The 22,353-nt window shown below is 65.9% G+C and carries 21 protein-coding genes and 1 pseudogene; 12 read left to right on the top strand and 10 right to left on the bottom strand.

Features of this window, described 5'->3' with window-relative positions; all coding sequences use genetic code 11:
- Positions 1-135: 135 nt before the first annotated feature.
- From ACW2Q0_RS02500 to ACW2Q0_RS02485, 4 genes are read left to right on the top strand one after another with little or no spacing between them, the layout of a single operon-like run.
- The gene (locus ACW2Q0_RS02500) at positions 136-912 is read left to right on the top strand and encodes an enoyl-CoA hydratase family protein (protein ID WP_457185602.1); all 777 of its coding nucleotides are present in this window, start codon (positions 136-138) and stop codon (positions 910-912) included.
- Positions 912-1,796, top strand: a complete 885-nt coding sequence (locus ACW2Q0_RS02495) for a CoA transferase subunit A (RefSeq protein WP_457185600.1) — start codon at positions 912-914, stop codon at positions 1,794-1,796. Before ACW2Q0_RS02500 ends, ACW2Q0_RS02495 begins: the two co-directional genes overlap by 1 nt.
- Entirely contained in the window at positions 1,793-2,602 is an 810-nt protein-coding gene (locus ACW2Q0_RS02490) for a CoA-transferase subunit beta (RefSeq protein ID WP_457185598.1), read from the top strand. The genes ACW2Q0_RS02495 and ACW2Q0_RS02490 overlap by 4 nt, the downstream gene beginning before the upstream one ends.
- A complete protein-coding gene (locus ACW2Q0_RS02485; RefSeq protein ID WP_457185596.1) occupies positions 2,599-3,687 on the top strand; it encodes an NAD(P)H-dependent flavin oxidoreductase in 1,089 nt (362 codons plus the stop codon). Before ACW2Q0_RS02490 ends, ACW2Q0_RS02485 begins: the two co-directional genes overlap by 4 nt.
- 198 nt (positions 3,688-3,885) lie before the next feature.
- On the opposite strand, the gene ACW2Q0_RS02480 is transcribed toward ACW2Q0_RS02485, so the two are convergent.
- The 5 genes from ACW2Q0_RS02480 to ACW2Q0_RS02460 form a co-directional block, all read right to left on the bottom strand.
- A complete protein-coding gene (locus ACW2Q0_RS02480; protein ID WP_457185594.1) occupies positions 3,886-5,073 on the bottom strand; it encodes an acetyl-CoA C-acetyltransferase in 1,188 nt (395 codons plus the stop codon).
- 81 nt (positions 5,074-5,154) lie between these two features.
- Entirely contained in the window at positions 5,155-5,760 is a 606-nt protein-coding gene (locus tag ACW2Q0_RS02475; RefSeq protein ID WP_457185592.1) for a TetR/AcrR family transcriptional regulator, read from the bottom strand.
- Between the two features lie 28 nt (positions 5,761-5,788).
- On the bottom strand, positions 5,789-6,517 hold the full coding sequence (locus ACW2Q0_RS02470) for a hypothetical protein (protein WP_457185590.1): 729 nt from the start codon (positions 6,515-6,517) through the stop codon (positions 5,789-5,791).
- A gap of 266 nt (positions 6,518-6,783) precedes the next feature.
- Complete coding sequence (locus ACW2Q0_RS02465) at positions 6,784-7,608, bottom strand: SDR family oxidoreductase (RefSeq protein WP_457186101.1); 825 nt, start codon at positions 7,606-7,608, stop codon at positions 6,784-6,786.
- A 23-nt stretch (positions 7,609-7,631) separates the two neighbouring features.
- Entirely contained in the window at positions 7,632-8,762 is a 1,131-nt protein-coding gene (locus ACW2Q0_RS02460; protein ID WP_457186099.1) for an acyl-CoA dehydrogenase family protein, read from the bottom strand.
- A gap of 208 nt (positions 8,763-8,970) precedes the next feature.
- Here ACW2Q0_RS02460 and ACW2Q0_RS02455 point away from each other — a divergent pair, with 208 nt between their 5' ends.
- The 7 genes from ACW2Q0_RS02455 (at position 8,971) to ACW2Q0_RS02425 (ending at position 16,142) form a co-directional block, all read left to right on the top strand.
- Entirely contained in the window at positions 8,971-10,518 is a 1,548-nt protein-coding gene (locus ACW2Q0_RS02455; protein ID WP_457185588.1) for a FadD3 family acyl-CoA ligase, read from the top strand.
- On the top strand, positions 10,518-11,438 hold the full coding sequence (locus ACW2Q0_RS02450) for an enoyl-CoA hydratase (RefSeq protein WP_457185586.1): 921 nt from the start codon (positions 10,518-10,520) through the stop codon (positions 11,436-11,438). The genes ACW2Q0_RS02455 and ACW2Q0_RS02450 overlap by 1 nt, the downstream gene beginning before the upstream one ends.
- Positions 11,438-12,655: an acyl-CoA dehydrogenase family protein gene (locus ACW2Q0_RS02445; RefSeq protein ID WP_457185584.1), complete on the top strand. Its 1,218-nt coding sequence runs from the start codon at positions 11,438-11,440 to the stop codon at positions 12,653-12,655. The genes ACW2Q0_RS02450 and ACW2Q0_RS02445 overlap by 1 nt, the downstream gene beginning before the upstream one ends.
- The gene (locus tag ACW2Q0_RS02440; protein ID WP_457185582.1) at positions 12,652-13,683 is read left to right on the top strand and encodes an acyl-CoA dehydrogenase family protein; all 1,032 of its coding nucleotides are present in this window, start codon (positions 12,652-12,654) and stop codon (positions 13,681-13,683) included. Before ACW2Q0_RS02445 ends, ACW2Q0_RS02440 begins: the two co-directional genes overlap by 4 nt.
- 20 nt (positions 13,684-13,703) lie before the next feature.
- Complete coding sequence (locus ACW2Q0_RS02435) at positions 13,704-14,783, top strand: acyl-CoA dehydrogenase family protein (protein ID WP_457186097.1); 1,080 nt, start codon at positions 13,704-13,706, stop codon at positions 14,781-14,783.
- Positions 14,784-14,894: 111 nt separating this feature from the next.
- A complete protein-coding gene (locus ACW2Q0_RS02430) occupies positions 14,895-15,344 on the top strand; it encodes a MarR family winged helix-turn-helix transcriptional regulator (RefSeq protein WP_457185580.1) in 450 nt (149 codons plus the stop codon).
- A gap of 45 nt (positions 15,345-15,389) precedes the next feature.
- Positions 15,390-16,142: a DUF427 domain-containing protein gene (locus ACW2Q0_RS02425; RefSeq protein WP_457185578.1), complete on the top strand. Its 753-nt coding sequence runs from the start codon at positions 15,390-15,392 to the stop codon at positions 16,140-16,142.
- Positions 16,143-16,157: 15 nt separating this feature from the next.
- On the opposite strand, the gene ACW2Q0_RS02420 is transcribed toward ACW2Q0_RS02425, so the two are convergent.
- From ACW2Q0_RS02420 to ACW2Q0_RS02400, 5 genes and pseudogenes are all read right to left on the bottom strand, one after another.
- Complete coding sequence (locus tag ACW2Q0_RS02420; RefSeq protein ID WP_457185576.1) at positions 16,158-16,520, bottom strand: DUF5615 family PIN-like protein; 363 nt, start codon at positions 16,518-16,520, stop codon at positions 16,158-16,160.
- On the bottom strand, positions 16,517-16,750 hold the full coding sequence (locus ACW2Q0_RS02415) for a DUF433 domain-containing protein (protein ID WP_457185574.1): 234 nt from the start codon (positions 16,748-16,750) through the stop codon (positions 16,517-16,519). The genes ACW2Q0_RS02420 and ACW2Q0_RS02415 overlap by 4 nt, the downstream gene beginning before the upstream one ends.
- 248 nt (positions 16,751-16,998) lie before the next feature.
- Positions 16,999-17,357: pseudogene (locus tag ACW2Q0_RS02410) on the bottom strand (helix-turn-helix transcriptional regulator); the annotation flags it as partial.
- A gap of 36 nt (positions 17,358-17,393) precedes the next feature.
- Positions 17,394-20,006, bottom strand: a complete 2,613-nt coding sequence (locus ACW2Q0_RS02405) for a LuxR C-terminal-related transcriptional regulator (RefSeq protein WP_457185572.1) — start codon at positions 20,004-20,006, stop codon at positions 17,394-17,396.
- Between the two features lie 81 nt (positions 20,007-20,087).
- Positions 20,088-21,377 (bottom strand): adenylosuccinate synthase, encoded by a 1,290-nt coding sequence (locus ACW2Q0_RS02400; RefSeq protein WP_457185570.1) that lies wholly within the window; start codon positions 21,375-21,377, stop codon positions 20,088-20,090.
- A gap of 266 nt (positions 21,378-21,643) precedes the next feature.
- On the opposite strand from ACW2Q0_RS02400, the gene ACW2Q0_RS02395 reads away from it, so the two are divergent.
- Complete coding sequence (locus ACW2Q0_RS02395; RefSeq protein WP_457185568.1) at positions 21,644-22,351, top strand: hypothetical protein; 708 nt, start codon at positions 21,644-21,646, stop codon at positions 22,349-22,351.
- Positions 22,352-22,353 lie beyond the last annotated feature (2 nt).

Genomic DNA, 22,353 nt, shown 5'->3' with positions numbered 1-22,353 from the left:
AACTGCTTGCTTTGCCATATCGCAGCGACTGCTTGCGGGTCGCTCGACAGGGTCGGCAGCGACTGCTTGCGGGTCGCTCGACAGGGTCAGCGCTGGGGCTGTCGGACCACCTCGGCACACACGATGGGACATGCGATGGGGATCAACCGTCACGCCGATTCGACCGGCATCACCGTGGTCACGGTCGACTACCCGCCGGTCAATGCCATTCCGTCCGACGGCTGGTTCACGCTGGCGGATGAGATCCGCGCGGCCGGGCGCGATCCGGAAACGAAGGTGGTCGTGTTGCGCGCCGAGAACCGCGGCTTCAATGCCGGTGTCGATATCAAGCAGATGCAGCGCACCCAGGGACATCAAGCGCTGATCGATGCGAATCACGGCTGTTTCGAGGCCTTCGCGGCCGTTTACGACTGCCCAGTGCCGGTGATCGCCGCGGTGCAGGGCTTCTGCCTCGGCGGCGGCATCGGTCTGGTCGGCAATGCCGATGTCGTAATCGCCTCGGATGACGCGACTTTCGGGCTCCCCGAGGTCGATCGCGGCGCGCTCGGTGCCGCCACCCATCTGTCCCGGCTGGTGCCGCAGCACCTCATGCGCGCGCTGTTCTATACCGCGAGCACCATCACCGCACAGCAGTTGCAGCACTTCGGTTCGGTGTACCGGGTGGTTGCGCGCACCGAACTCGACGCCGCCGCACTGAAGGTCGCCAAGAACATCGCGGCCAAGGACGGCCGGGTCATCCGGGCAGCCAAGCGGGCGCTCAATGGCATCGACGTGCAGGACGTGCACCGCAGCTACCGCTACGAGCAGGGCTTCACCTTCGAACTGAATCTGGCCGGTGTCGCGGACGAGATCCGTGCGCGGTTCGACGACGATCTGGCCGCGCGCAGGGAAGAAGAGAGCAAGGAAAACTGATGCGGGACAAGCGAATGTCGCTCGACGAGGTTATCGGCGAACTGCGCAGCGGTATGACCATCGGCATCGGCGGCTGGGGCTCGCGGCGCAAGCCGATGGCGCTGGTGCGGGCCATCCTGCGCTCGGATATCACCGATCTGACCGTGGTCAGTTACGGCGGACCGGATCTCGGCCTGCTGTGTTCGGCGGACAAGGTGCGCAAGGCCTACTACGGCTTCGTCTCGCTGGATTCGCCGCCGTTCTACGATCCGTGGTTCGCCAAGGCTCGCACCTGCGGTGCCTTGGTGGCGCGGGAGATGGACGAAGGCATGTTGACGTGTGGACTGGAGGCGGCCGCCGCGCGACTGCCGTTCCTGCCGATCCGCGCCGGACTCGGATCCGATGTCGTGAATTTCTGGGATGGCGAGTTGAAGACCGTCACATCGCCGTATCCAGACCGGGACGGACGAACCGAAACGCTGATCGCGATGCCCGCACTGAATCTCGATGCGGCGCTGGTGCATTTGAATATCGGCGATAAGCACGGCAATGCCGCCTACACGGGTGTCGATCCCTACTTCGACGACCTGTACTGCCTGGCCGCCGAGCGTCGCTATGTATCGGTGGAGCAGGTGGTCGAGACCGAGGAGCTGGTGAAAGCTGTTCCGCTGCAGTCGCTATTGCTCAACCGAATGCTTGTCGACGGTGTGGTCGAGGCACCCGGAGGCGCGCACTTCACTCTCGCCGCCGACAGCTACGGTCGCGACGAGAAGTTCCAGAAGCACTATGTGGAGTCGGCCGAGAAGCCGGAGTCCTGGCAGCAGTTCGTCGACAAGTATCTGGCCGTCTCCGAAGACGAATACCAGGCCGCCGTTCGCGAGTTCGCACAGGAGGTGCAGAAATGACAGCGTCGCGAAGCGATTCCGCGGGGGGTCGTGCTCGAGTGACGGGTGCGTCCTCGACGGAAACTGTTACCCGCGCCGAGGTCTGCGCGATCGCCTGCGCCGAGATCTTCCGCGGCGCAGGGGAAATCATGGCCTCGCCGATGTCGCCCATGACGATCATCGGTGCGCGGCTGGCCAAGTTGACCACCGAACCGGATCTGCTGCTCTCCGATGGCGAGGCGCTGTTCATCGCCGACACTCCCCCGCTGGGCGGCAAAGCGCCGATCGAGGGGTGGATTCCGTTCCGGAAGGTGTTCGATGTGGTGGCCTCCGGTCGGCGCCATGTGGTGATGGGGGCCAATCAGCTCGATCGGTTCGGCAATCAGAATCTATCGGCCTTCGGTCCGTTGCAGCAGCCGAACCGGCAGATGTTCGGTGTGCGCGGTGCGCCGGGCAACACCATCAATCACCCGACCAGCTACTGGGTTTCGCGGCATACCCGTCGGGTGTTCGTCGATCGGGTCGATATCGTCTGCGGCGTCGGCTACGACAAAGTCGATCCGGCCGATCCGGCGTATCGGTTCCACCACCTGCACCGGGTGGTCACCAATCTTGGTGTCTTCGATTTCGAGGGACCCGGCCACACGATGCGGGCGCGTAGTCTGCATCCGGGCGTCACCGCCGACGAAGTCTGCGAGAACACCTCGTTCGAGATCACCGGACTGGCCGAGGCGGGTCAGACCCAGCTGCCGACCCCCGAAGAGCTGCGGTTGATCCGGGATGTGCTCGACCCAAAGAAGGTTCGGGAATCGGAGGTGCCGTCATGAACGCGCTGCGGACACCGCTGACCGAACTCGTCGGCATCGAACATCCGATCGTGCAGACCGGTATGGGTTGGGTGGCCGGGCCGAGTCTGGTGTCGGCGACCGCCGAGGCCGGCGGACTCGGAATTCTGGCCTCGGCCACCATGACATTCGCCGAACTGGAAGCCGCGATCGCGAAGACCAGGGCGCAGACCGATAAGCCGTTCGGGGTGAATATCCGCGCGGACGCCACAGACGCGCCCGCACGGATCGATCTGCTCATCCGCGAGAAGGTGGCCGTCGCGTCATTCGCGTTGGCGCCCGAGCAGGAACTCATCGCCAAGCTGAAAGCTGCCGGTGTGGTGGTGATTCCGTCGATCGGCGCGGCCAAACACGCGGTGAAGGTCGCGTCCTGGGGTGCCGATGCGGTGATCGTGCAGGGCGGCGAAGGTGGCGGGCATACCGGTCCGATCGCAACCACGCTGCTGCTGCCGTCGGTGCTGGACGCGGTCGATATTCCGGTGGTCGCGGCGGGCGGATTCTTCGACGGACGTGGTCTGGCGGCCGCATTGGCCTATGGCGCGGCGGGTGTCGCGATGGGTACCCGCTTCCTGCTGACCAAGGAAAGCACCGTGCCCGACGCGGTCAAACAGGAGTATCTGCGGCGTCAACTGCAGGACACCGTGGTCTCGCTCCAGATCGACGGCATGCCGCACCGGGTGCTGAATACCGAACTCGTCGATCGCTTGGAACATTCGGGGCGTCGGCGCGCTCTGGTCGCCGCGGTCTCGAATGCGGCGAAATTCAAGGGTATGACCGGCATGAAGTGGTCGACCATGGTCCGCGACGGTCTGGCCATGCGAAAGGCCAAGGACCTCAGCTGGTCTCAGGTCGTCATGGCCGCCAATACCCCGATGCTGTTGCGCGCCGGACTCGTCGAGGGCAATACGCACGCGGGCGTACTCGCGGCGGGCCAGGTCACCGGCATCATCGACGACCTGCCGACCTGTAAGGAACTCATCGACCGCATCGTCGCCGATGCCGTCGCGCGCATCGACACCATTGCCGCACTTGCCGCCGATCACAAGGCACCGCCGAACGCGACCTGACCCGAGAACCCAAGCGCCGCCCCAGTCCGGCTCTCGACCGTGGCGGCCTTTTGATTCGTGGTGCCGGCTGATCACGCGAGTACTCGGGTAACTCGTCGGGCACGCCCAACAGTCTCCCCAGCGCCCGACGCATGACCTGTCGAAAAGCCTTGCGGCTCTTACTTGTACGGACTGAGTATCGGGAGGCGGACGAGCCTGTCAGCCGAGACGTTCGATGATTGTGGCGTTGGCGGTGCCACCGCCCTCACAGATGGTGAGCAGGCCGTAGCGGCCGTTGCGGCGCTCCAGCGCGTTGAGCAGGGTGGCGAAAAGCTTTGCGCCGGTAGCGCCGAGCGGGTGGCCGAGGGCGATCGCGCCGCCGTTGACGTTCACCTTCTCCGGATCGGCGCCGGTCTCCCGCAGCCAGGCCAGCACGACCGGGGCGAAGGCCTCGTTGATCTCCACCAGATCGATATCGTCGATGGTCAGACCGGTCTTCTCCAGCGCCCACTTGGTGGCCGGAATCGGGCCGGTGAGCATCATGATCGGGTCGGCGCCACGGGCACTCACGTGGTGGATGCGGGCACGCGGGACCAATCGGTATTCCTCGACGGCCCATTCGGAGGCGAGCAGGGTGGCGCTCGCGCCGTCGGAGATCTGGCTGGCCACTGCGGCGGTCAGCGTGCTGCCCTCGGCGAGCACCGGCAGCGATGCCATTTTCTCGAGTGAGGTCTCGCGCGGACCCTGGTCGATCCAGAAATCACCGACCGGCACGATTTCGCCGTCGAAGCGGCCGTTCTTGATGGCATCGCGGGCGCGCTCATGGCTGCGCAATGCCCAGCGCTCCATCTCTTCCCGGCTGATATTCCACTTGTCGGCGATCATCTGCGCCCCGTTGAACTGCGAAACCTGGGCGGTGCCATAGCGATGGTCCCAGCCCTGCGCACCGACGAACGGTGCGTCGAATCCATATTCCTTGCCCGCCGACATGGCCGCCGAGATCGGGATGGCGCTCATGTTCTGCACACCACCCGCGACGATTACCTCGGCGGTGCCGCTCATAATGGCCTGCGCGCCGAAATTGATGGCCTGCTGGGAAGATCCGCACTGCCGGTCGACGGTGACGCCGGGAACTTCCTCCGGATACCCGGCGGCCAGCCACATGGTGCGGCCGATATTGCCCGCCTGCGGACCGACGTTGTCGACGCAGCCGACGATCACATCGTCGACCACCGCCGGATCGATCGGGCTGCGGTCCAGCAAACCACGCAGTGCGGCCGCACCGAGATCGGCTGGATGCACCGTGGCCAGCGCGCCGTTGCGCTTGCCGACCGGCGTGCGCACCGCATCGATGACAAAGGCGTCCCGCAGCGGGGCATAGGGACGGCGAGCCGATGGTGCTGACATGTGGAACTCCTACTCGGTGTTGCCCGGTGGCGCGTAGGCGACAGCTCGCGAACCCACGCGGGGCCCGCGTCGCCGATATGGCTATGGCACGGTGAGTCCGTCGAGCACGATGGTCAGGTACTGCTTGGCGAGGTTCTCGACGGTGATCGAGCCGCCGGGCTCATACCACCGCACCGCAACCCACACCGTGTCCCGCAGGAATCGGTAGGCCAATTCGACGTCGAGTTCCGGCCGGAAGCTGCCTTCCTCGACGCCATTGATCAAGACCCGGTGCCACAGCTCGCGGAATTCGCGGTTGTAATCCGCGATATAGGTGAACCGCTCCGAATCGCGCAGGCGCTTGGCCTCAGCTTGATAGATCGCCACCGCGGCGTGCGAGCGGTCGAAGGATTCGTAGGACGCGGTCACCAAGGCTTCCAAGGTATCTCGCGAACTGAGCCCGGCGGCCACGATCTCGCGATACCTCCCGAACAGATCGTCGAGGAAGCCACGCAGAATCTCATCGACCATCGACTCCTTGGAATCGAAGTGATGATAGAGGCTCCCCGAGAGAATCCCGGCCGCATCTGCGATATCACGCACAGTGGTCGCGCGGAGTCCACGGTCGGCGAACAGTTGGGCCGCGAGTGCGAGCAGTTCATTGCGCCGTGCTGATTTCGAGGCGTCTGGTGCGGTCACACGGCTCATAGTACAACCAAGCATTTGCTTGGGAAACTCACCGCATCGAATACCGCAAGGGCGAGGACACCGACAAGTCGGCCAGCAGTCGGTCGCAGATGACGACCGGGGAAATACCCGCCCGCGCCATCCGCGCCACCAGCGCGAGTCTGCGCTCACAGCTGTCCCATTCGACGGTCAGCGGGCCGCGATCCGGGCCCGCGTCGACGGTGGCCATGACGCGTGGTGGGCCGAACGGGACCGGCTCCTCGATGAGTTTCAGGATCATGCCACGCTGCCAGGCTCGATAGGTTTCCATATCCGCGCCGATAACGAGTTTGTCGGTAGCGTCGCACAGGCCCTGGGCGATCCCGTCGGCGAAGGCCACGCGATCGAAGCGGAATTTGCGGCATTTGCGAATAACGTCGAGCAGATCCGCTCGCACCTCACACAACAGTGCCGTCTGCCGCCGCCGCCTGCGGTCCTGTTCGGATCCGCTCGCTGCGGCATCGAGCCCCATGCGGCAGGAGCGTTCGTGATCGCGCGCCATATCGGCACGCAACGCACCGCGCGGATCGCGGTCGACCTCGGTCTCGTCGATCGCGTACCGCTCGAGAATCTGAGCGGCGCGAGTCGCGGTCGCATGCTCGGACGCGTGGTCCATGAGTTCGGCACCGAGGGTGAGCGCCGCGAGCACCGTGCTGTCCAGCCGTCGCCTGGCCAGCACAACCTCGCGCACCAATTCGAGTTCCAGTTGTTCGCGGGCATGTGGGCGATCCAGCCCCATAGCCATCGCCCCTTAGGGGAGTGCGGGATTCGACCACACCCAGCATGGCACACCCGGATATGCCGCGTCTCGGCCTTTTATGCCTGATCAGGCAGTTTCTGATTTGCCGCAACTGGCGGCGGCGTGTTCGCGGCCCCGAATATCGCCCATCGCGGAGCCACTCGATGAGCCGTGGTGATCGGGCGACGGGTGAGCCTCGTGTCCGAGCCATCGAGACTCGCCCCGTCGGCGTCGGCAGCGGGGCCGTTCGAACGGTGTTGGCTCGCTCAGGCGCGCTGACTGCTGATCGATACGACTTCGCCGGTGAGGTAGGTGGTGTAGTCACTGGCCAGCATGGCGATGGTGGCGGCGACTTCCCAGGGTTCGGCGGCGCGACCGAAGGCTTCACGTTCGCAGAGGCGGTCGAGCAATTCGGTCGAGCTGACCTTATCCAGGAAGGCGTGCCTGGCGATGCTCGGGGCGACGGCATTGATGCGGACGCCGAGTTCGGCGGCCTCGATGGCGCTGCAGCGGGTCAGAGCCATGACGCCGGCCTTGGCGGCGGCGTAGTGGGCCTGGCCGTATTGTGCGCGCCAGCCGAGCACGCTGGCGTTATTGACGATGACACCGCCGTGGCCCGCATCGCGGAAGTAGCCGAGGGCGGCACGGGTACAGCGGAAGGTGCCGTTGAGGCTGATGTCCAAGACGCGGTCCCACTGCTCGTCGGTCATATCGATGACCGGGGTCTCACCGCCGAGTCCGGCATTGTTGACCAGGATGTCGATGCGGCCCACTGCGGTCGCGGCACCGCGGATCAGCTCGTTGACCTGTTCGGTGCTCTGCACATCGCACACGATCGAGGCGACCCGGCGCTGCGGGAATTCGGCCTTCAGTTCGACCTCGGTTTCGGCGAGGCGGCGCTGGTGCCAGTCGGATACGACGACATCGGCGCCCTCGGCGAGCAGTCGGCGCGCGGTGGCCGAGCCGATCCCGGTGCCCGCCGCGGCAGTAACCACGGCATTGCGTCCGGTCAGCAGGGCGTGGCCCGCAATGGGCTGCGGCGCAATCGAAAACGGCCCGGCCCCACCCGTCACCCGACCACCACCGCCCATCGAATCGCTACGCGATGCGGTATTCATCGAGCCTCCCGCGGCAGGCCGAGCACACGCTCGGAGATGATATTGCGCTGCACTTCGTTCGAACCTCCGTAGATCGTGTCGGCGCGAGTGAACAGATACAGCCGCTGCCATTCGTCGAGATCGTGCTCACCGGCCACCAGACCGGCGGGACCGAGCACGGTCATGGCCAATTCGCCGAGGCCACGATGCCAATTGGCCCACAGCAGCTTCGAGACCGAGGCCTGGCCCCCGTCGGCGGCGGTGGTGGTGCTGTCGTGCATGGTGCGCAGCGCGTGGGCGCGCAGGACGCGCAGACCGACCCAGGCCTTATCGATGCGATCGGCGATCAATGGGTCCTCGGCCGCACCGGTCCGCCGGGCCAATGCCTCGATATCGGCCAGCTCGCGGGCGAAGCGGATTTGCTGGCCGAGGGTGGAGATACCGCGCTCGAAGGTGAGCGTGCCCATGGCGATGCGCCAACCGTCACCGGCTTCGCCGACGACCAGGTTCGCGGCGGTGCGGGCATTGTCGAAGAAGACCTCGTTGAATTCCGAGGTGCCGGTCAGCTGAATGATCGGGCGCACCTCGATACCCGGCTGATCCATGGGAACCAGCAGGTAGGACAGGCCCTTGTGGCGGGTCGACCCCTTTTCGGTGCGCGCGAGGACGAAGCACCAGTCCGCCACATGGGCCAGCGAGGTCCAGATCTTCTGGCCATTGATCGCCCACTCGTCGCCGTCGAGCCGGGCACTGGTGCTGATGGCCGCCAGGTCCGAGCCCGCGCCGGGTTCGGAGTAGCCCTGGCACCACAGCTCGGTCACACTCCGGACACCCGGCAGGAACCGCTGCTTCTGCGCCTGGGTACCGAAGGCCAATATCGTCGGACCGAGCAGTTCCTCACCGATATGGGAAACCCGTGCGGGCGCATTCGCTTTGGCGTATTCCGCATGGAAGATCACCTGCTGGCGCACCGGGGCCGCGCGCCCGCCCCACTGCGTGGGCCAGCCGAGGCAGGTCCACCCGGCGGCGGCCAAATGCCGGTCCCAGGCGAGACGTTCCTCGAAGGCCTCGTGTTCGCGGCCGGGCCCGCCGAGTCCGCGCAACCCGCGGAACTCGCCGTCGAGGTTCTCGGCCAACCACTCGCGCACTTCTACGGCAAATCGCGCGTCCTGCGCGGCAGTATTGCCACCCCCCTGGCCCTCGGGCCCACCCCCCGTGGGGCCGCCTTTGCCGGAATCCGACGCCTGGATCGCAACCACGTCGGTAGAATAACCTACCAAGCACTTGCTTTGTTAGAGCCCGACCGCTTTTATCGAGCGAGAGCAGCACAAGACCCCGCCGACGGTGAGGACAACCGTGACACCCCCTGCGCAAACGACACCCATGGCACTGCACGATGCCGCGCGCACCTTCGGCACCACGCCCGCCCTCGGCGACGGCGAGGTGCGGCTGGACTGGGCACAGTTGCTGCGGGCGGTGCAGCAGGTGGCGCGGGCACTGATCGCCCGCGGCGTGCGGTCGGGTGACCGGGTCGCCATATGGGCGCCGAATACCTACCACTGGGTGGTCGCCGCGTTGGGCGCCCACTACACGGGCGCGGCCCTGGTGCCGTTGAATACTCGATACGTCGCGGATGAGGCCGCCGACGTGCTGGAACGGGTCGAGGCCAAGGCACTGTTCATCGCCGGAACCTTCCTCGGCCGCGACCGGTTGGCCGAATTGCGTTCCACCGCACCGGAATTGCACATCGATACGGTGGTGGTCATTCCGATCGAGTCGGATACCGCCGATCCCAGCGCGCTGAACTGGTCGCAGCTGGCGGAAATAGCCGAATCCATCCCGTCGGCCGATGCCGTGAAACGCGCCGAAGCCGTTGACCCCGAGGATATTTCCGACATCCTGTTCACCTCCGGCACCACCGGACGCAGCAAGGGCACCCTGGTCGCGCATCGGCAGGCACTGTCGGTGGTGCGGGCGTGGGCCGAATGCACCACGCTGACCGGCTCCGATCGCTATCTGGTGGTCAGCCCGTTCTTCCACAACTTCGGATACAAAGCGGGTATTCTCGCGTGCCTGGTGACCGGCGCGATGATCATTCCGCAGGCCAGCTTCGATGTGCCGGTGACCATGCGATTGGTCGGCGAGGAGAAAGTCACGGTACTGCCCGGACCGCCGACCGTCTACCAGACGATCCTGGACTTCCCGGACCGCGACAACTACGACCTGAGCACCCTGCGGGTGGCCGTCACCGGCGCCGCGACCGTACCGGTAGTGCTGGTCGAGCGCATGCGCTCGGAACTCGATTTCGATGTCGTCATCACCGGCTACGGGCTGTCCGAGGCCGCCGGATTCGGCACCATGTGCCGGGCCGACGACGACGCCGAAACCGTCGCGGGCACCTGCGGCCGGCCGATCGCCGAATTCGAACTGCGGCTGAGTCCGGAGGGTGAGGTGCTGTTGCGCGGCACGAACGTCATGCTCGGCTACCTCGACGATCCGCAGAGCACCGCGGAAGCCATCGATACCGAGGGCTGGCTGCACACCGGCGATATCGGCACGATCGACGAGCGCGGTTATCTGAGGATCACCGATCGGCTCAAGGATATGTATATCTGCGGCGGATTCAATGTGTATCCGGCGGAGGTGGAACAGGCGCTGGCCCGGCTCGACGGGATCGCCGAATCCGCGGTCATCGGGGTGCCCGATACCCGGATGGGCGAGGTGGGCAAGGCATTCGTGGTTCGCAAGCCCGGTACGGCGCTCACCGAGGAGCAGGTGCGCGCACATGCGAGCGCCGTGCTGGCGAATTTCAAGGTGCCGCGGTTCATCGAATTCCGAAACCAATTGCCCTACAGCGCGGCCGGGAAAGTGCTGAAACGTGAACTACGTGAGGAGAAGTCGTAATGTCGGACGAAGCCGGCCCCCAGTCGAATGATTCACTGCCCTACGAGCCGGACGTCGTCACGTATGAGCGGCGCGGGCGGGTCGCCATCGTGACGCTCAACCGCCCCGACTACCGCAATGCGCAGAATTCGGTGATGACCTACGCCCTCGACGCCGCGTTCGAGCGCGCGGTCGAGGACGCCGAGGTGGGCGTAATCGTGCTGGCGGGCAACGGAAAGCACTTCAGCGCCGGGCACGATATCGGCACTCCAGGCCGTGATCACCATGTGCGCTACCAGAACAAGGCCGCACTCTGGTGGGATCACGTCGACAAGGTCGGTGGCGACCAGCGTTTCGCACGCGAGCTCGAGGTGTACCTCGGCATGTGCCGACGCTGGCGGGAAATCCCCAAGCCGACCATCGCCATGGTGCAGGGTGCCTGCATCGCGGGTGGGCTCATGCTGGCCTGGGTCTGCGATCTGATCATCGCCTCCGAAGACGCGTTCTTCTCCGATCCCGTTGTGCGCATGGGCATTCCCGGCGTGGAGTACTTCGCGCATCCGTGGGTGATGGGACCGCGCGCGGCCAAGGAATTCCTGTTCACCGGTGACCTCTTCGATGCGGCGCAGGCCAAGCAATGGGGCATGGTCAATCGCGTCGTACCGCGCGACCAGCTCGAGACCGAAACCCTGGCACTGGCCGAAAAGATCGCCACCATGCCGCGATTCGGGCTCGCGCTGACCAAAAAGGCGGTCAACCAGGCCGAGGATCTGATGGGCATGCGGGCGGGTATGGATTCGGTATTCGGCCTGCACCACTTCGCGCATGCGCACAATGCCGAGGTCGGCGCGGATTCGCTCGCTGGTATGAGCGCCGAGTCGATGAAGGCTGCCGCGACGGCGGCCACCCGATCGACCTCCGAGCAGAACGGAACAACGTAGTGGATCTGGATCTCGATCGGGCGACGCAGCAATTCCAGCGGGAAGCTCGCGAATTTCTCGCCGCCAACAAGCCCGCGAAACCGCTGCCATCAATGAATACCAAGGCCGGGTTCGAGGCGCATCGCGAATGGGAGCGCACGCTCGCCGAGGCGCTGCTGTCGGTCGTCTCCTGGCCGCGGGAGTACGGCGGACGCGACGCCTCGCTGCTGCAGTGGGTGCTCTTCGAGCAGGAGTACTACGCCGCGGCCGCGCCGGGGCGGGTCAGCCAGAACGGCATCTTCCTTTTGGCACCGACACTTTTCGAGCACGGCACGCCCGAGCAGCTCGAACGGATCATGCCGCGGATGGCGCGCGGTGACGATATCTGGGCCCAGGCCTGGTCCGAGCCGGAGGCGGGCAGCGATCTGGCCGGTATCCGCTCGACCGCGCGGCGCACCACCGGTGGCTGGCTGTTGCGCGGTCAGAAGACCTGGAGTTCGCGAGCAGCGTTCGCGGACTGGGCATTCGGGCTGTTCCGCAGCGATCCCGAGACTGTCTCCGATGCGGCCGATGCGGGGCTCTCCGTGGTCACGCAGGCTGCCGCCTCCGGGCCTGATCGCAGCCGCCGGGAGCGGCACCGCGGACTCACCTATGTGATGTTCCCGCTGTCCGCGGATGGAGTTTCGGTACGGCCGATTCCGCAGTTGGACGGGGAGCCCGGATTCGCCGAAATCTTCCTCGACGATGTCTTCGTGCCGGATCACGATGTGATCGGCGCGCCCGGCGAGGGCTGGCGGGTCGCGATGAGCACGTCCAGCAATGAGCGCGGCCTGTCGCTACGTTCCCCCGGCCGCTTCAGCGCGACCGCGCGGCGACTCATCGATCTGTGGCTCGACAGCGGCGACTCCACCAATACCGCACAGCGCAATGCCGTGGTGGACGCCTGGATCGGCAGCGAGGCCTATCGGCTGCACACCTTCGCCACAGTCACCCGGTTGAACGAGGGCGGCAAGCTCGGCGCGGAATCCTCGATCACCAAGGTGTTCTGGTCCGAACTGGATATCGCCATGCACGAGACCGCGCTGGAAGTACTCGGCGGTGCGGCCGAGCGGTCCGGGCCGTGGACCGACGGCTACCTGTTCTCACTGTCCGGCCCGATCTATGCCGGTACCAATGAGATTCAGCGCAATATCATCGCCGAGCGGCTGCTCGGACTACCGCGGGGGAGCAGCCGATGAGATTCGCCCTCAGCCCGGAACAAATCGACTTCGGCACCAGCCTGCGCAAATTGCTCGACGCCGGACGGACTCCCGCCGCCGTACGCAACTGGGCCGCGGGCGATCCGCGACCCGGCCGCACGCTCATCCGACAGTTGGCCGGTGCGGGTGCGCTGGGTCTCGCAATCGAGGAGCAGCACAGCGGGAGCGGCGCGGAGCCGATCGATCTGGTCGTCGCCTTCCAGGAGATCGGCCGGGCCGCCGCGCCCGGACCGCTGGTCGAGACGGCGGCCGCGATACCCGCACTGCTACAAGCTCTCCCGGATACCGAACCGGCCGCGCGCTGGCTGCCCGGATTCGCGGAGGGAGCGGCGCTCGGCACGCTGGCGTTCACCTCACCTGAGCACGGCTGGGTCGCATTGGATGCGGACTCCGCCGAGGTGGTGCTGATCGCGGATGGTAATCGGCTCAGCATCGGACATCGGGCGGGGCTGGTGCGATCGGTGGATCCCGCGCGGCGGCTGTTCGTCGTCGACTCCGATGCCGTTGTCGCCGAGAGCGAGCAGGTGCTCGAGGCCGTCGCGGCCGCCTTCGATACCGGTGCGCTGGCCAATGCGGCACAGTTACTCGGCGCGGGACGGGCACTGCTGGCCGCGGCGACCGAATATGCCAAGCAGCGCAAGCAGTTCGGTAAGCCGATCGGCGAATTCCAGGCCGTCGAACAGAAGTTGGCCGATGTGCTGATCGGGCTGGATCTGGCCGAGCCGCTGCTGCACCGTGCGGCCTTGACATTGAGTGCGGCCACGCGCGGCCGCGACGTTTCGGCGGCGGTGATCGCCTGCGGTGATGCGGCGTATCGGGCGGCACGGGCGGCGCTGCAAGTGCACGGTGCGATCGGGTACACCGCCGAGTGCGACTTGTCACTGTGGTTGACCAGGGTGACCGCGCTGCGGTCGGCCTGGGGCACACCGGATCTGCATCGTTGCCGGATTGCCCGCGCACTGCGCGATGAGGCGGTTCGGGACCGTGCGCTGCGGGGTACGAAATGACTGGATCTCGTAGCGATTCGATGCACAGTAGCGGTCGGGCGACGACTGGGCCCAGTACGGAGCATCAGGAATTCGTCGCCTCGGTCCGGGCGCTGCTCACCAAGCATGCCGGATCCGCCGCGGTGCGCGCGGCAATGGCTACCGAACTCGGCTATGACGAGAACCTGTGGCGGCTGCTGTGCGAACAGGTCGGCGTCGCCGCGCTCGCGATTCCGGAGGAATACGGCGGATTCGGTGCCGGCCTGGTCGAATCCCTGCTGGTGGTAACGGAATTGGGGCGCACACTCGCCGGAGTGCCGATGCTGGGTTCGGCCGTGCTCGGTGTGCAGGCAGTGCTGTTGTCCGGTGACAACGCGGCGTGTGAGCGGCTGCTGCCCGAGGCTGCCGAAGGCGCGCGCACGATCGCGGTGTGCTGGGCGGGCACCAGCGGCTGGGACGCGCCGGGTGTACAGTCCGAAGACGGGATACTGTCCGGCACAGCGCATTACGTGCTCGATGGATTGCACGCCGACACTCTTGTCGTCGTGACTTCGAACGGCCTGTTCGAGGTCGATTCGAATGCCGTGGACGTCACCCGGCGTGCCGTCCCCACCATGGACCCCACCCGCAAGCTCGCCGCAATCACGTTCACAGCGGTTCCGGCGCGACGGCTCGGTTCGGCGGATCCGGCACTCATCGCCCGCCTACGTGAAATCGCTTGGGCCGCAGTGGCAGCCGAGCAGGTGGGGGCCGCGCAACGGTGTCTGGAACTGACGGTCGAGTACACCAAATCGCGCGTGCAGTTCGGACGGCCGATCGGCAGTTTCCAAGCCCTCAAGCACCGCATGGCGGATATGTATGTGCTGGCGGAATCGGCCGAATCCGCTTCGTATATGGCGACGGTGGCCGTGGCCGAGCACAGTTCTTCGGCCGCGGAGGATGTCTGGGTGGCGCGGACGCACTGTTCGGCGGCGTTCACGACCATCGTGGCCGAGATGGTGCAGATGCACGGCGGTATCGCCATTACCTGGGAACACGACGCGCATTTGTTCTTCAAGCGCGCACACGGTGACGCGCAGTTGTTCGGACAGCCCCGCAGGCCGCTCACGCAAACCTCCTGAGAGTCGCGCACCCCGGTGGGGTCCGGCTCCCCGGTCGCTATCGTTTGCGCTGGTGACGCCCTGGCCATAAATAGTTAGCATATGTAATAATATTGTGTGCAGCAGGCTCAGGTGGCAACAGCAGATGACATCGTGGTCGACCTTCTGGTCACCGCGGGCCGGCTGGCCCGGCTGGCCGGGGTGATCAGCGGCGACGATCTGCCGCGAGCCGTGATGCGCGCACTCTCGGTGCTCGACGAACACGGCGCGGTCCGCGTCAGCGAATTCGCTCGCATCGATCGCTGTTCGCAGCCGGCGGCAACGGCGCTGATCGGTAAGCTCGTCGCGGACGGATACGCCTCCCGATGCAAGGATCCGGATGATTCCCGGGCCGTCGTCGTCGAACTCACCCCGGCCGGACGCACCCGCTTGACGCGCGCCCGCGGCGCCTTCGGCGCGGCACTGGCGGCGGGGCTCACCGGTTTCGATATCGAACGGCTGGCCCGGATGGAACGCGATATGAAGGAACTGCTGGACGCGCTGAAGAAGTCGGTGCCGCGGCATCTACCCACATCGCGATAGGCGATTCGGCTGGTCGGATCGTGCGGCGGAGTACGGTCGGAGAGTATGACCGATGAGAAGCGTGGCCGAGTCAAGGTAGCGACCAGCCAGAAGCGAGTCCGGGTCTACCTCGGCGGCCAGTTGGTCGCCGATACGGTCCGACCGGTCCTGGTATGGGAGAGTCCGCACTACCCGACCTACTATCTGCCCGTCGCGGATCTGCACGCGAAACTGGAGCCGAACGGCACCAGCGCGAAATCCCCGAGCCGTGGCACCGCGACCGGATACGACGTAGTCGTCGACGGCACCACCGCCGCCGGGGCCGCGGTGCGCTATCACGACTCACCCTTCACCGAACTGAACGACCTGGTACGTCTGGACTGGAATGCCATGGACGAATGGTTCGAAGAGGACGAGCCCGTCTATGTCCACCCGCGCGATCCGTATACTCGCGTCGACATCCTCGGCAGCTCCCGCCATATCCGCGTAGCAATCGACGGCACCACCGTCGCCGACTCGCACTCACCCCGCATCCTGTTCGAAACCGGCCTCCCCGCAAGGTATTACCTCCCCTTGACCGATGTTCGCATGGACCTACTGCAGCCGTCGCGGACCCACACCAGCTGCCCCTACAAAGGCACCGCCGACTACTGGACCGTCCATCTCGACGGCAAGGATTATCCGGACATCGTCTGGGGCTACCGCACCCCACTGCCGGAAAGCCAGAAGATCGCGGGCCTGGTCTGCTTCTACAACGAAAAGGTCGACATCTATCTCGACGGCGAACTCCAGGACCGCCCCACAACCCCCTTCAGCTGACGCCTCGAGGTCGGCTCACCGAGGATCGCTGTGCGCGACCAGCCGATCGTGGCCGACCTCGACTACCGCACACATGTCGAGCAGTCGCACGATCTCGGCCAGATGTTCGCTGAATATTTGGAGCAGAACAGCATTGGCGATGTTGCCGGTCGACACGATCAGCAGCGACCGTGGCGACTGGTCGAGTATGTGTCCGATCCAGAAGTCGCGATCCTTGGTGATGACGACTCGGCCTTCTCGATCAGCGATCGCCGCGATCTCATCGTCCGTTGTCCGGTTTCCTTGCGCGATCGTGGAGGTGTGCACGACGTCGTGCCCAGCGTTCTTCAGCAGGAGCGCCAGCTTGCGAGGCAGCTGGGCGTCGACGAGGAATTTCACGCTGCGTTGAATGGGATCGTCGACCGGCGGGCAGTCACGATCGCGGCGTATTCGAGCACCGCGAGTAGGTCGTCGGTCTCCAGATCCGGGTAGTCGGCCAGGATCTCATCGATACTCATGCCCGCTGCCAGGAGTTCTAGCAGCATCTCCACCGGATAACGCAGTCCGCGCACCACCGGCTTGCCATGGCAGATGGCGGGGTTCGAAGTGATGCGATCTAGGCGCGACATGACGACTACTCTACCTCAGTACGAGGGCCACTACCTGCGGCGATGTTCGAATTCGAGCATCTGCCGCACACCGGCGCAGCTAGGGCGCGAGGGAACAGATATCGAGGACGCCGAAAGCCGGTTCGTCATCGACGGGATTCCCATGCGTCGTCGCCGCCGATGCGGTCCTCGGTGCCGAAGAACTCATCGGCTTCCTGCCGCATCCGAGCGCCGTCTACTCGCGGCAGCCCGCGATGCCGTGCCACGAACTGGTCGTCGGCGCGGCGGTATCGGCCCGGGGCCTGGCCGTATTCGCGTTTGAAGGCCTTGGCGAAGGCGAATTCGGAGGTGTAGCCGACCTTTCGGGCGATGGCGGCGAGTGGGCTGTCGGTGTCGCGGAGCAGGCGGGCGGGCGGGCGGTGAGCATGCACCAGCGCGTGACGTAGGCCAAGGGTGGTTCACCGACAGTGACGGTGAAGCGGCGCGCCAGGGTGGCCCGGGAGACGCCCGCGATATCGCTGAGATCGGGAACCGTCCAGGTCCGGGCGGGCTCCTCGTGCACGGCGCGCAGTGCGGCCGCGACCGCCGGATCGGCGAAGACGCCCGCCCAGCCGGTGGCGGTTTCGCCGACGGCCCCTCGCCGACTTCGACATCACCTGGTACATCACGGATTAACCCCGCCGGAGGACTCTCCGCGCATCAGCGCGCCGAGGGATTCGCGATCGGTGACGTCCATCTTGATGCAGGCGCGGTAGAGGTGACCCTCCACAGTGCGCACCGAGACAGTGAGGCGGTCGGCGATCTGACGGTTGGACAACCCTGCCGCAACAAGATTCGCGATTTCCCGTTCACGGGCGGTCAGCGGCAGGGGCTGGGCCGCCTGACGCAGGGCGGGGGTGCTCGCACCGCCACAGGCCGCGGCGAGACGGTTTGCGGTGGCGGCGGATTCGAGGAGGCGGCGGCGGTCACCGGCGCGTTCGTGGGCGGATGCGGCCTGGGCGGCGGCATCGGCTGCCGAGAGCAGGGCACCGATGCGCTCGAATTCGGCTGCGGCCGCGTCGAGCCCGGGTCCGTCGTGGGCGGCGAGAGCCACCGCGTGGCGGGCCTGGACCTGCACCAGACCACCGTCGACCCGAGCAGCGAGATCGGCGAGTCGGCCGGCCACGGAATGGTCACCGAAGCGGGCGGCCGCATGCAGCGCCATAGCCTCGATGGCGTGCTGATGTGCGCGCGCCGCCGCGTCGGCGGCGCCAATAGCCAGTCGGATGGCGGGGGTTACGGTGCCTTCCGCGGCGGCGGCACAGGCGCGCGCGAGCTCCAACTGCGGGTCGTAGACCGCGCTGTGCGTGCCACCACGCGCGGCCGCCTCGGCAATGGACTCGGCCGCCTCCGCAGCCCGGCCGAGTGCCGAATACGCCTCGGCCAGACGAATTCGCGCCGGAATATGCCACGCGGCGGCACCCTCGGCGGTGAGCGCGGCCAATGCCTGTTCGAGATGTTCGATCCCGTCCAGAAAGCGACCCTGCGCCACATCGACGGTGCCCTGCAGGATCTTCGACATGCCCCACGCCAGATACTGGCCCGGCGCGGAATAGCCGAAATACCCTGAGGCGCAACGGCGGGCGGAGCCGAGATCACCGGTCCAGATCAGTGCGAGGACCTCGGCGTGCGTCGAGATGAACCGGTTGAGCCCGTCGATATACGACTCCACCTGATGTCCGCGCGCCGCGTACTGCCGCGCCGCCTCACCCTTACCCATCAGCGCCAGCGCCAAGCCGCCGCCGAAGGCGGCCCACCAAACCGCCCACGGTGGTGCGCCTTCGGCCTCCATCACCGCCTCCGCGCCGGCAAACGCGTCATCGAGCCGATTTTCATTGACGGCACACGCCGAAGCCAATCCATCGAAGGTCGCGATGATCTTCGGATGGTGCACCTTGCTCCGCAGCACCGTGAGCACCTCGTCGGCGCGCTCGGCATCGCCCATGGCCCAGAACAGATTCGACACCCGGGTAGTGCCCCAGCGGGCCAGCTGCACCTCGTTCATCTGATCCGGATCGAAGCTGGCGAGGGTGCGTTCGGCCTCGATGCGATGGCCCTGCCACAGCAGCGCGCGGGCCAGCAGATCGGCGGCCTCCACCCCGCCGCGGCGTTCCACCGCGGCCCGGGCGAACCGCTCACCGAGCGGCAGATTGGCCAGTCCGATCGCATCGGCGGCGGCCGCCTCGAAGAGTTCGAGATCGGCGGATTTGTCACTGTCCAAGGCCAATTCGGCCAGCCGGATGCGGTCCGGCGCGGAATTGACCGGCCGTTGCTTGAGCGAGGAGTACAACCGTCCGCGCAGCCGCCGGGCCGAGGCGATGCCGAGCCGACGCCGGATGACCTCGCCGAACAGCGGATGGTTGTAGCGCACGGTCAGCTGGTGGGTGTTCTCGACAACCCTGATGAGACCACGGGTTTCGGCCGCCTCCACGGCCTCCTCGCCCGCCAGTCCGGCGAGCACGTCGAGATCTATGGGCTCGCAGAAGGTGAGCAGTTCGAGCACCCGCAGCACCGGTTCGGGCAACTGCTCGACCCGATCCTCCAGTAGCGCAGCCAATTCCGAGGTCACCGCGGCCCGGCCGCGCAACTGCCAGACGCCGTTCACCTGCCGCAGCGCGCCCGCCTCCAGCGCGCCCTCCACCAAATGCCTGAGGAACAGGGCGTTCCCGCCGGAGGACTCCCACATCAGGTTGGCCGTAAAGCCTTCCAACTGGCCGCCGAGCATCGACTCCACCAGATCGACGCTCTGCTGCTGCGTGAACGGAGTGAGATCGATGCGCAGCAGATGGCCGTCTTTCCATAACGAGGTGACCGCGTCGGGCACCGGCACCCCACTGCGCACGGTCGCGACGATATGCGCGGCCTTATCGATGGCCAGCTGCAACAGCAGTGTGGCCGAGAGCTGGTCGAGCAGATGCGCGTCGTCGACACCGATGATCGCGTGCCCGTCGGCGAGCAGCGCCTCGCGTGCGGCGGACATGAACGTCACCGGATCGTGCGCCGTGTAAACGCCGACCATATGGGCGAATACGCCCAATGGGATGCTGCGGGCCGATTCCGTGCCCGCCACCCACCGGATATTGCCGCCGACGGCGACCGTCGCTTGTCTGGCCAGCGTCGTCTTCCCGACTCCGGCGTCGCCCGTCAATACCGCACCGACATATTCAGTTCCGGTGAGTGCCGCGCGGATCGCTTCGAACTCGGTCTCGCGCTCGATCATCGGCCAGTTCCGAGCCATAGCTCTTACTCTAGTTCGTCACCGATCATGATCGACGACAACGAACGATGAACGGGCGCACCGGTTCAGCTGTTTCGCCGCTCAGCCGAGCACATCGTGGCGGACAATGGTCTGGTCGCGGCCCGGTCCGACGCCGATGCAGGAGATGCGGGCACCGGAGAGCTCCTCCAGGCGCAAGACATATGCCTGGGCGTTGGCGGGCAGTTCCTCGAACGTCTTGACATGTGAAATGTCCTCCCACCAACCGGGCATCTCGTCGTAAATCGGCTTGGCGTGGTGGAATTCGGTCTGTGTGGTCGGCATCTGCTCGACCCGCTTGCCGTCGATCTCGTAGGCGACGCAGATCGGCACCCGCTCCAGACTCGATAGGACGTCCAGTTTGGTGAGGAAGTAGTCGGTGATGCCATTGACTCGGGTCGCGTAGCGCGCGATGACCGCATCGAACCAGCCGCAACGGCGGGCCCGGCCGGTGGTCACACCGACCTCACCGCCCTGCTTGGCGAGGAATTCGCCGAAGCTGTCGAATAGTTCGGTCGGGAACGGACCGGAACCGACGCGGGTGGTGTAGCACTTCAGGATGCCGAGCACCGTGGTGATCTTGTTGGGACCGACACCGGCGCCGACCGCCGCGCCACCCGAGGTCGGGTTGGACGAGGTCACATACGGGTAGGTGCCGTGGTCCACATCGAGCAGGGTGCCCTGCGAACCCTCGAGAAGTACGGTCTCGCCGCGCTCGAGCGCCAGATTCAGTTCCAGACGGGTGTCGGCGATACGGTGCTTGAAGCTGTCGGCCTGCCCGAGTACCTCATCCACCACCTGCTGCGGATCCAGTGCGCGACGGTTGTAGATCTTCACCAGGACCTGATTCTTGAACTCCAGGGCCGCCTCGACCTTCTGGGTCAAGATCTTCTCGTCGAGCACATCGGCGACGCGCACACCCACCCGGGCAACCTTGTCCTGATAGCACGGACCGATGCCGCGACCGGTGGTGCCGATCTTCTTATTGCCGAGGAAGCGTTCAGTGACCTTATCGATGGCGACGTGGTACGGCATGATCAAGTGCGCGTCGGCCGACAGCAGCAGTCCGGAGGTGTCGACGCCGCGCTCCTCCAGTCCGGCGAGCTCGGCGAGCAGGACTCCGGGGTCCACCACGACACCATTGCCGATGACGTTCGTCACGCCCGGGGTGAGGATGCCGGACGGAATCAGATGCAGTGCGAACTTGTCGCCATTGGGCAGGACGACCGTGTGACCGGCGTTATTGCCGCCTTGGTACCGGACCACCCACTGCAATCTGCCACCGAGCAGATCGGTTGCTTTGCCCTTACCCTCGTCGCCCCACTGGGCGCCGATCAGGACGATTGCCGGCATGGTCGTGTCTCCTACGGTTCGACGCGCAACAGCCATCTGTTGCAGCTACCTGCCGTATCGAGGCGGTGGCCGGAAACACAGTCTACCCAATGCCCAGTTGCGTTCCGGCGTCCGTCCGGATCGCAGGCGACAGTCGATGTTACGCACCCATATCGGAGTAAGTCTCACGAGCGACAGTTCACAGCGCGCAGGCGCTGCCAATCAAACACAGCTATGGTTGCGGGGCACTGGCAGACCAGCTGGGGTTCTGCCGACAGGTGACGAGGGTGACCGACGGGTTGTCGGCCGAACCGAGGAAGGTGTACGGCAGTTTGAGTACCCACGTTCTCCGTTGCGACGGCGCACCGGTACCCATCGCCCTCGCGTCGCTACCGCTCTCGCAGACGACCGCCATACCGGAAAACAGCGGCATCGATGAACTATTGCCCATTCTCGCCGCCGACAGCCTGCCCCGGCTGATCGTGCTCGGCGACGATGCCGCCCTGGCTTCCGTACTGACCCATCTGATGCGGACCGAGCGACTGCATGTGGAGATCGGGTACGTGCCCGTCGACAAAACCTACGGCTCAGGCGCCTACCAGACCGGCACCGGCAACGCCGCCGCCAAACGAGCGGTGAAGGGCCGGGCCGTCGCAACCCCGCTGATTCGTGACGACACCGGAACCGTGCTGGTCGGACGGGCCGAGATCACCGGCCCCGGTGGCGAGAAACTCGAGGGCGAGGCCTATGTGGATGACGCCCTGTTGTTCTCCGGCAAGGTCGACGCGATGGTCGTCTCCCCCACGTTGGATATGCCGGGGGTGCGGGCGAGCGTGCGGAAGAACATCATCCGCAGGCGCCGCTGGCTGGAAGGGCGGGCCGCGCAGCTCGGCACGCCAGGGGCCGTGGTGACCAGGGACGGCATCGCCAACGATCGGGTGCTGCCGCGGTCGTCGTTCTATCGACATCACGAAAACTGGCTGCTGGTGCGTTGACG

The sequence above is a fragment of the Nocardia citri genome (assembly GCF_054065835.1).
Note: the sequence above shows the minus strand (reverse complement) of the source record. Positions and strands in the feature narration are given on the sequence as shown.

Coding starts and splice junctions, on each gene's coding strand:
- ACW2Q0_RS02500 (WP_457185602.1), top strand. CDS start 136: ATGGGGATCAACCGTCACGCCGATTCGACCGGCATCACCGTGGTCACG.
- ACW2Q0_RS02425 (WP_457185578.1), top strand. CDS start 15,390: ATGACCGATGAGAAGCGTGGCCGAGTCAAGGTAGCGACCAGCCAGAAG.
- ACW2Q0_RS02490 (WP_457185598.1), top strand. CDS start 1,793: ATGACAGCGTCGCGAAGCGATTCCGCGGGGGGTCGTGCTCGAGTGACG.
- ACW2Q0_RS02450 (WP_457185586.1), top strand. CDS start 10,518: ATGTCGGACGAAGCCGGCCCCCAGTCGAATGATTCACTGCCCTACGAG.
- ACW2Q0_RS02475 (WP_457185592.1), bottom strand. CDS start 5,760: ATGAGCCGTGTGACCGCACCAGACGCCTCGAAATCAGCACGGCGCAAT.
- ACW2Q0_RS02480 (WP_457185594.1), bottom strand. CDS start 5,073: ATGTCAGCACCATCGGCTCGCCGTCCCTATGCCCCGCTGCGGGACGCC.
- ACW2Q0_RS02415 (WP_457185574.1), bottom strand. CDS start 16,750: ATGTCGCGCCTAGATCGCATCACTTCGAACCCCGCCATCTGCCATGGC.
- ACW2Q0_RS02465 (WP_457186101.1), bottom strand. CDS start 7,608: ATGGGCGGTGGTGGTCGGGTGACGGGTGGGGCCGGGCCGTTTTCGATT.
- ACW2Q0_RS02485 (WP_457185596.1), top strand. CDS start 2,599: ATGAACGCGCTGCGGACACCGCTGACCGAACTCGTCGGCATCGAACAT.
- ACW2Q0_RS02440 (WP_457185582.1), top strand. CDS start 12,652: ATGAGATTCGCCCTCAGCCCGGAACAAATCGACTTCGGCACCAGCCTG.
- ACW2Q0_RS02400 (WP_457185570.1), bottom strand. CDS start 21,377: ATGCCGGCAATCGTCCTGATCGGCGCCCAGTGGGGCGACGAGGGTAAG.
- ACW2Q0_RS02470 (WP_457185590.1), bottom strand. CDS start 6,517: ATGGGGCTGGATCGCCCACATGCCCGCGAACAACTGGAACTCGAATTG.
- ACW2Q0_RS02495 (WP_457185600.1), top strand. CDS start 912: ATGCGGGACAAGCGAATGTCGCTCGACGAGGTTATCGGCGAACTGCGC.
- ACW2Q0_RS02405 (WP_457185572.1), bottom strand. CDS start 20,006: ATGGCTCGGAACTGGCCGATGATCGAGCGCGAGACCGAGTTCGAAGCG.
- ACW2Q0_RS02435 (WP_457186097.1), top strand. CDS start 13,704: ATGCACAGTAGCGGTCGGGCGACGACTGGGCCCAGTACGGAGCATCAG.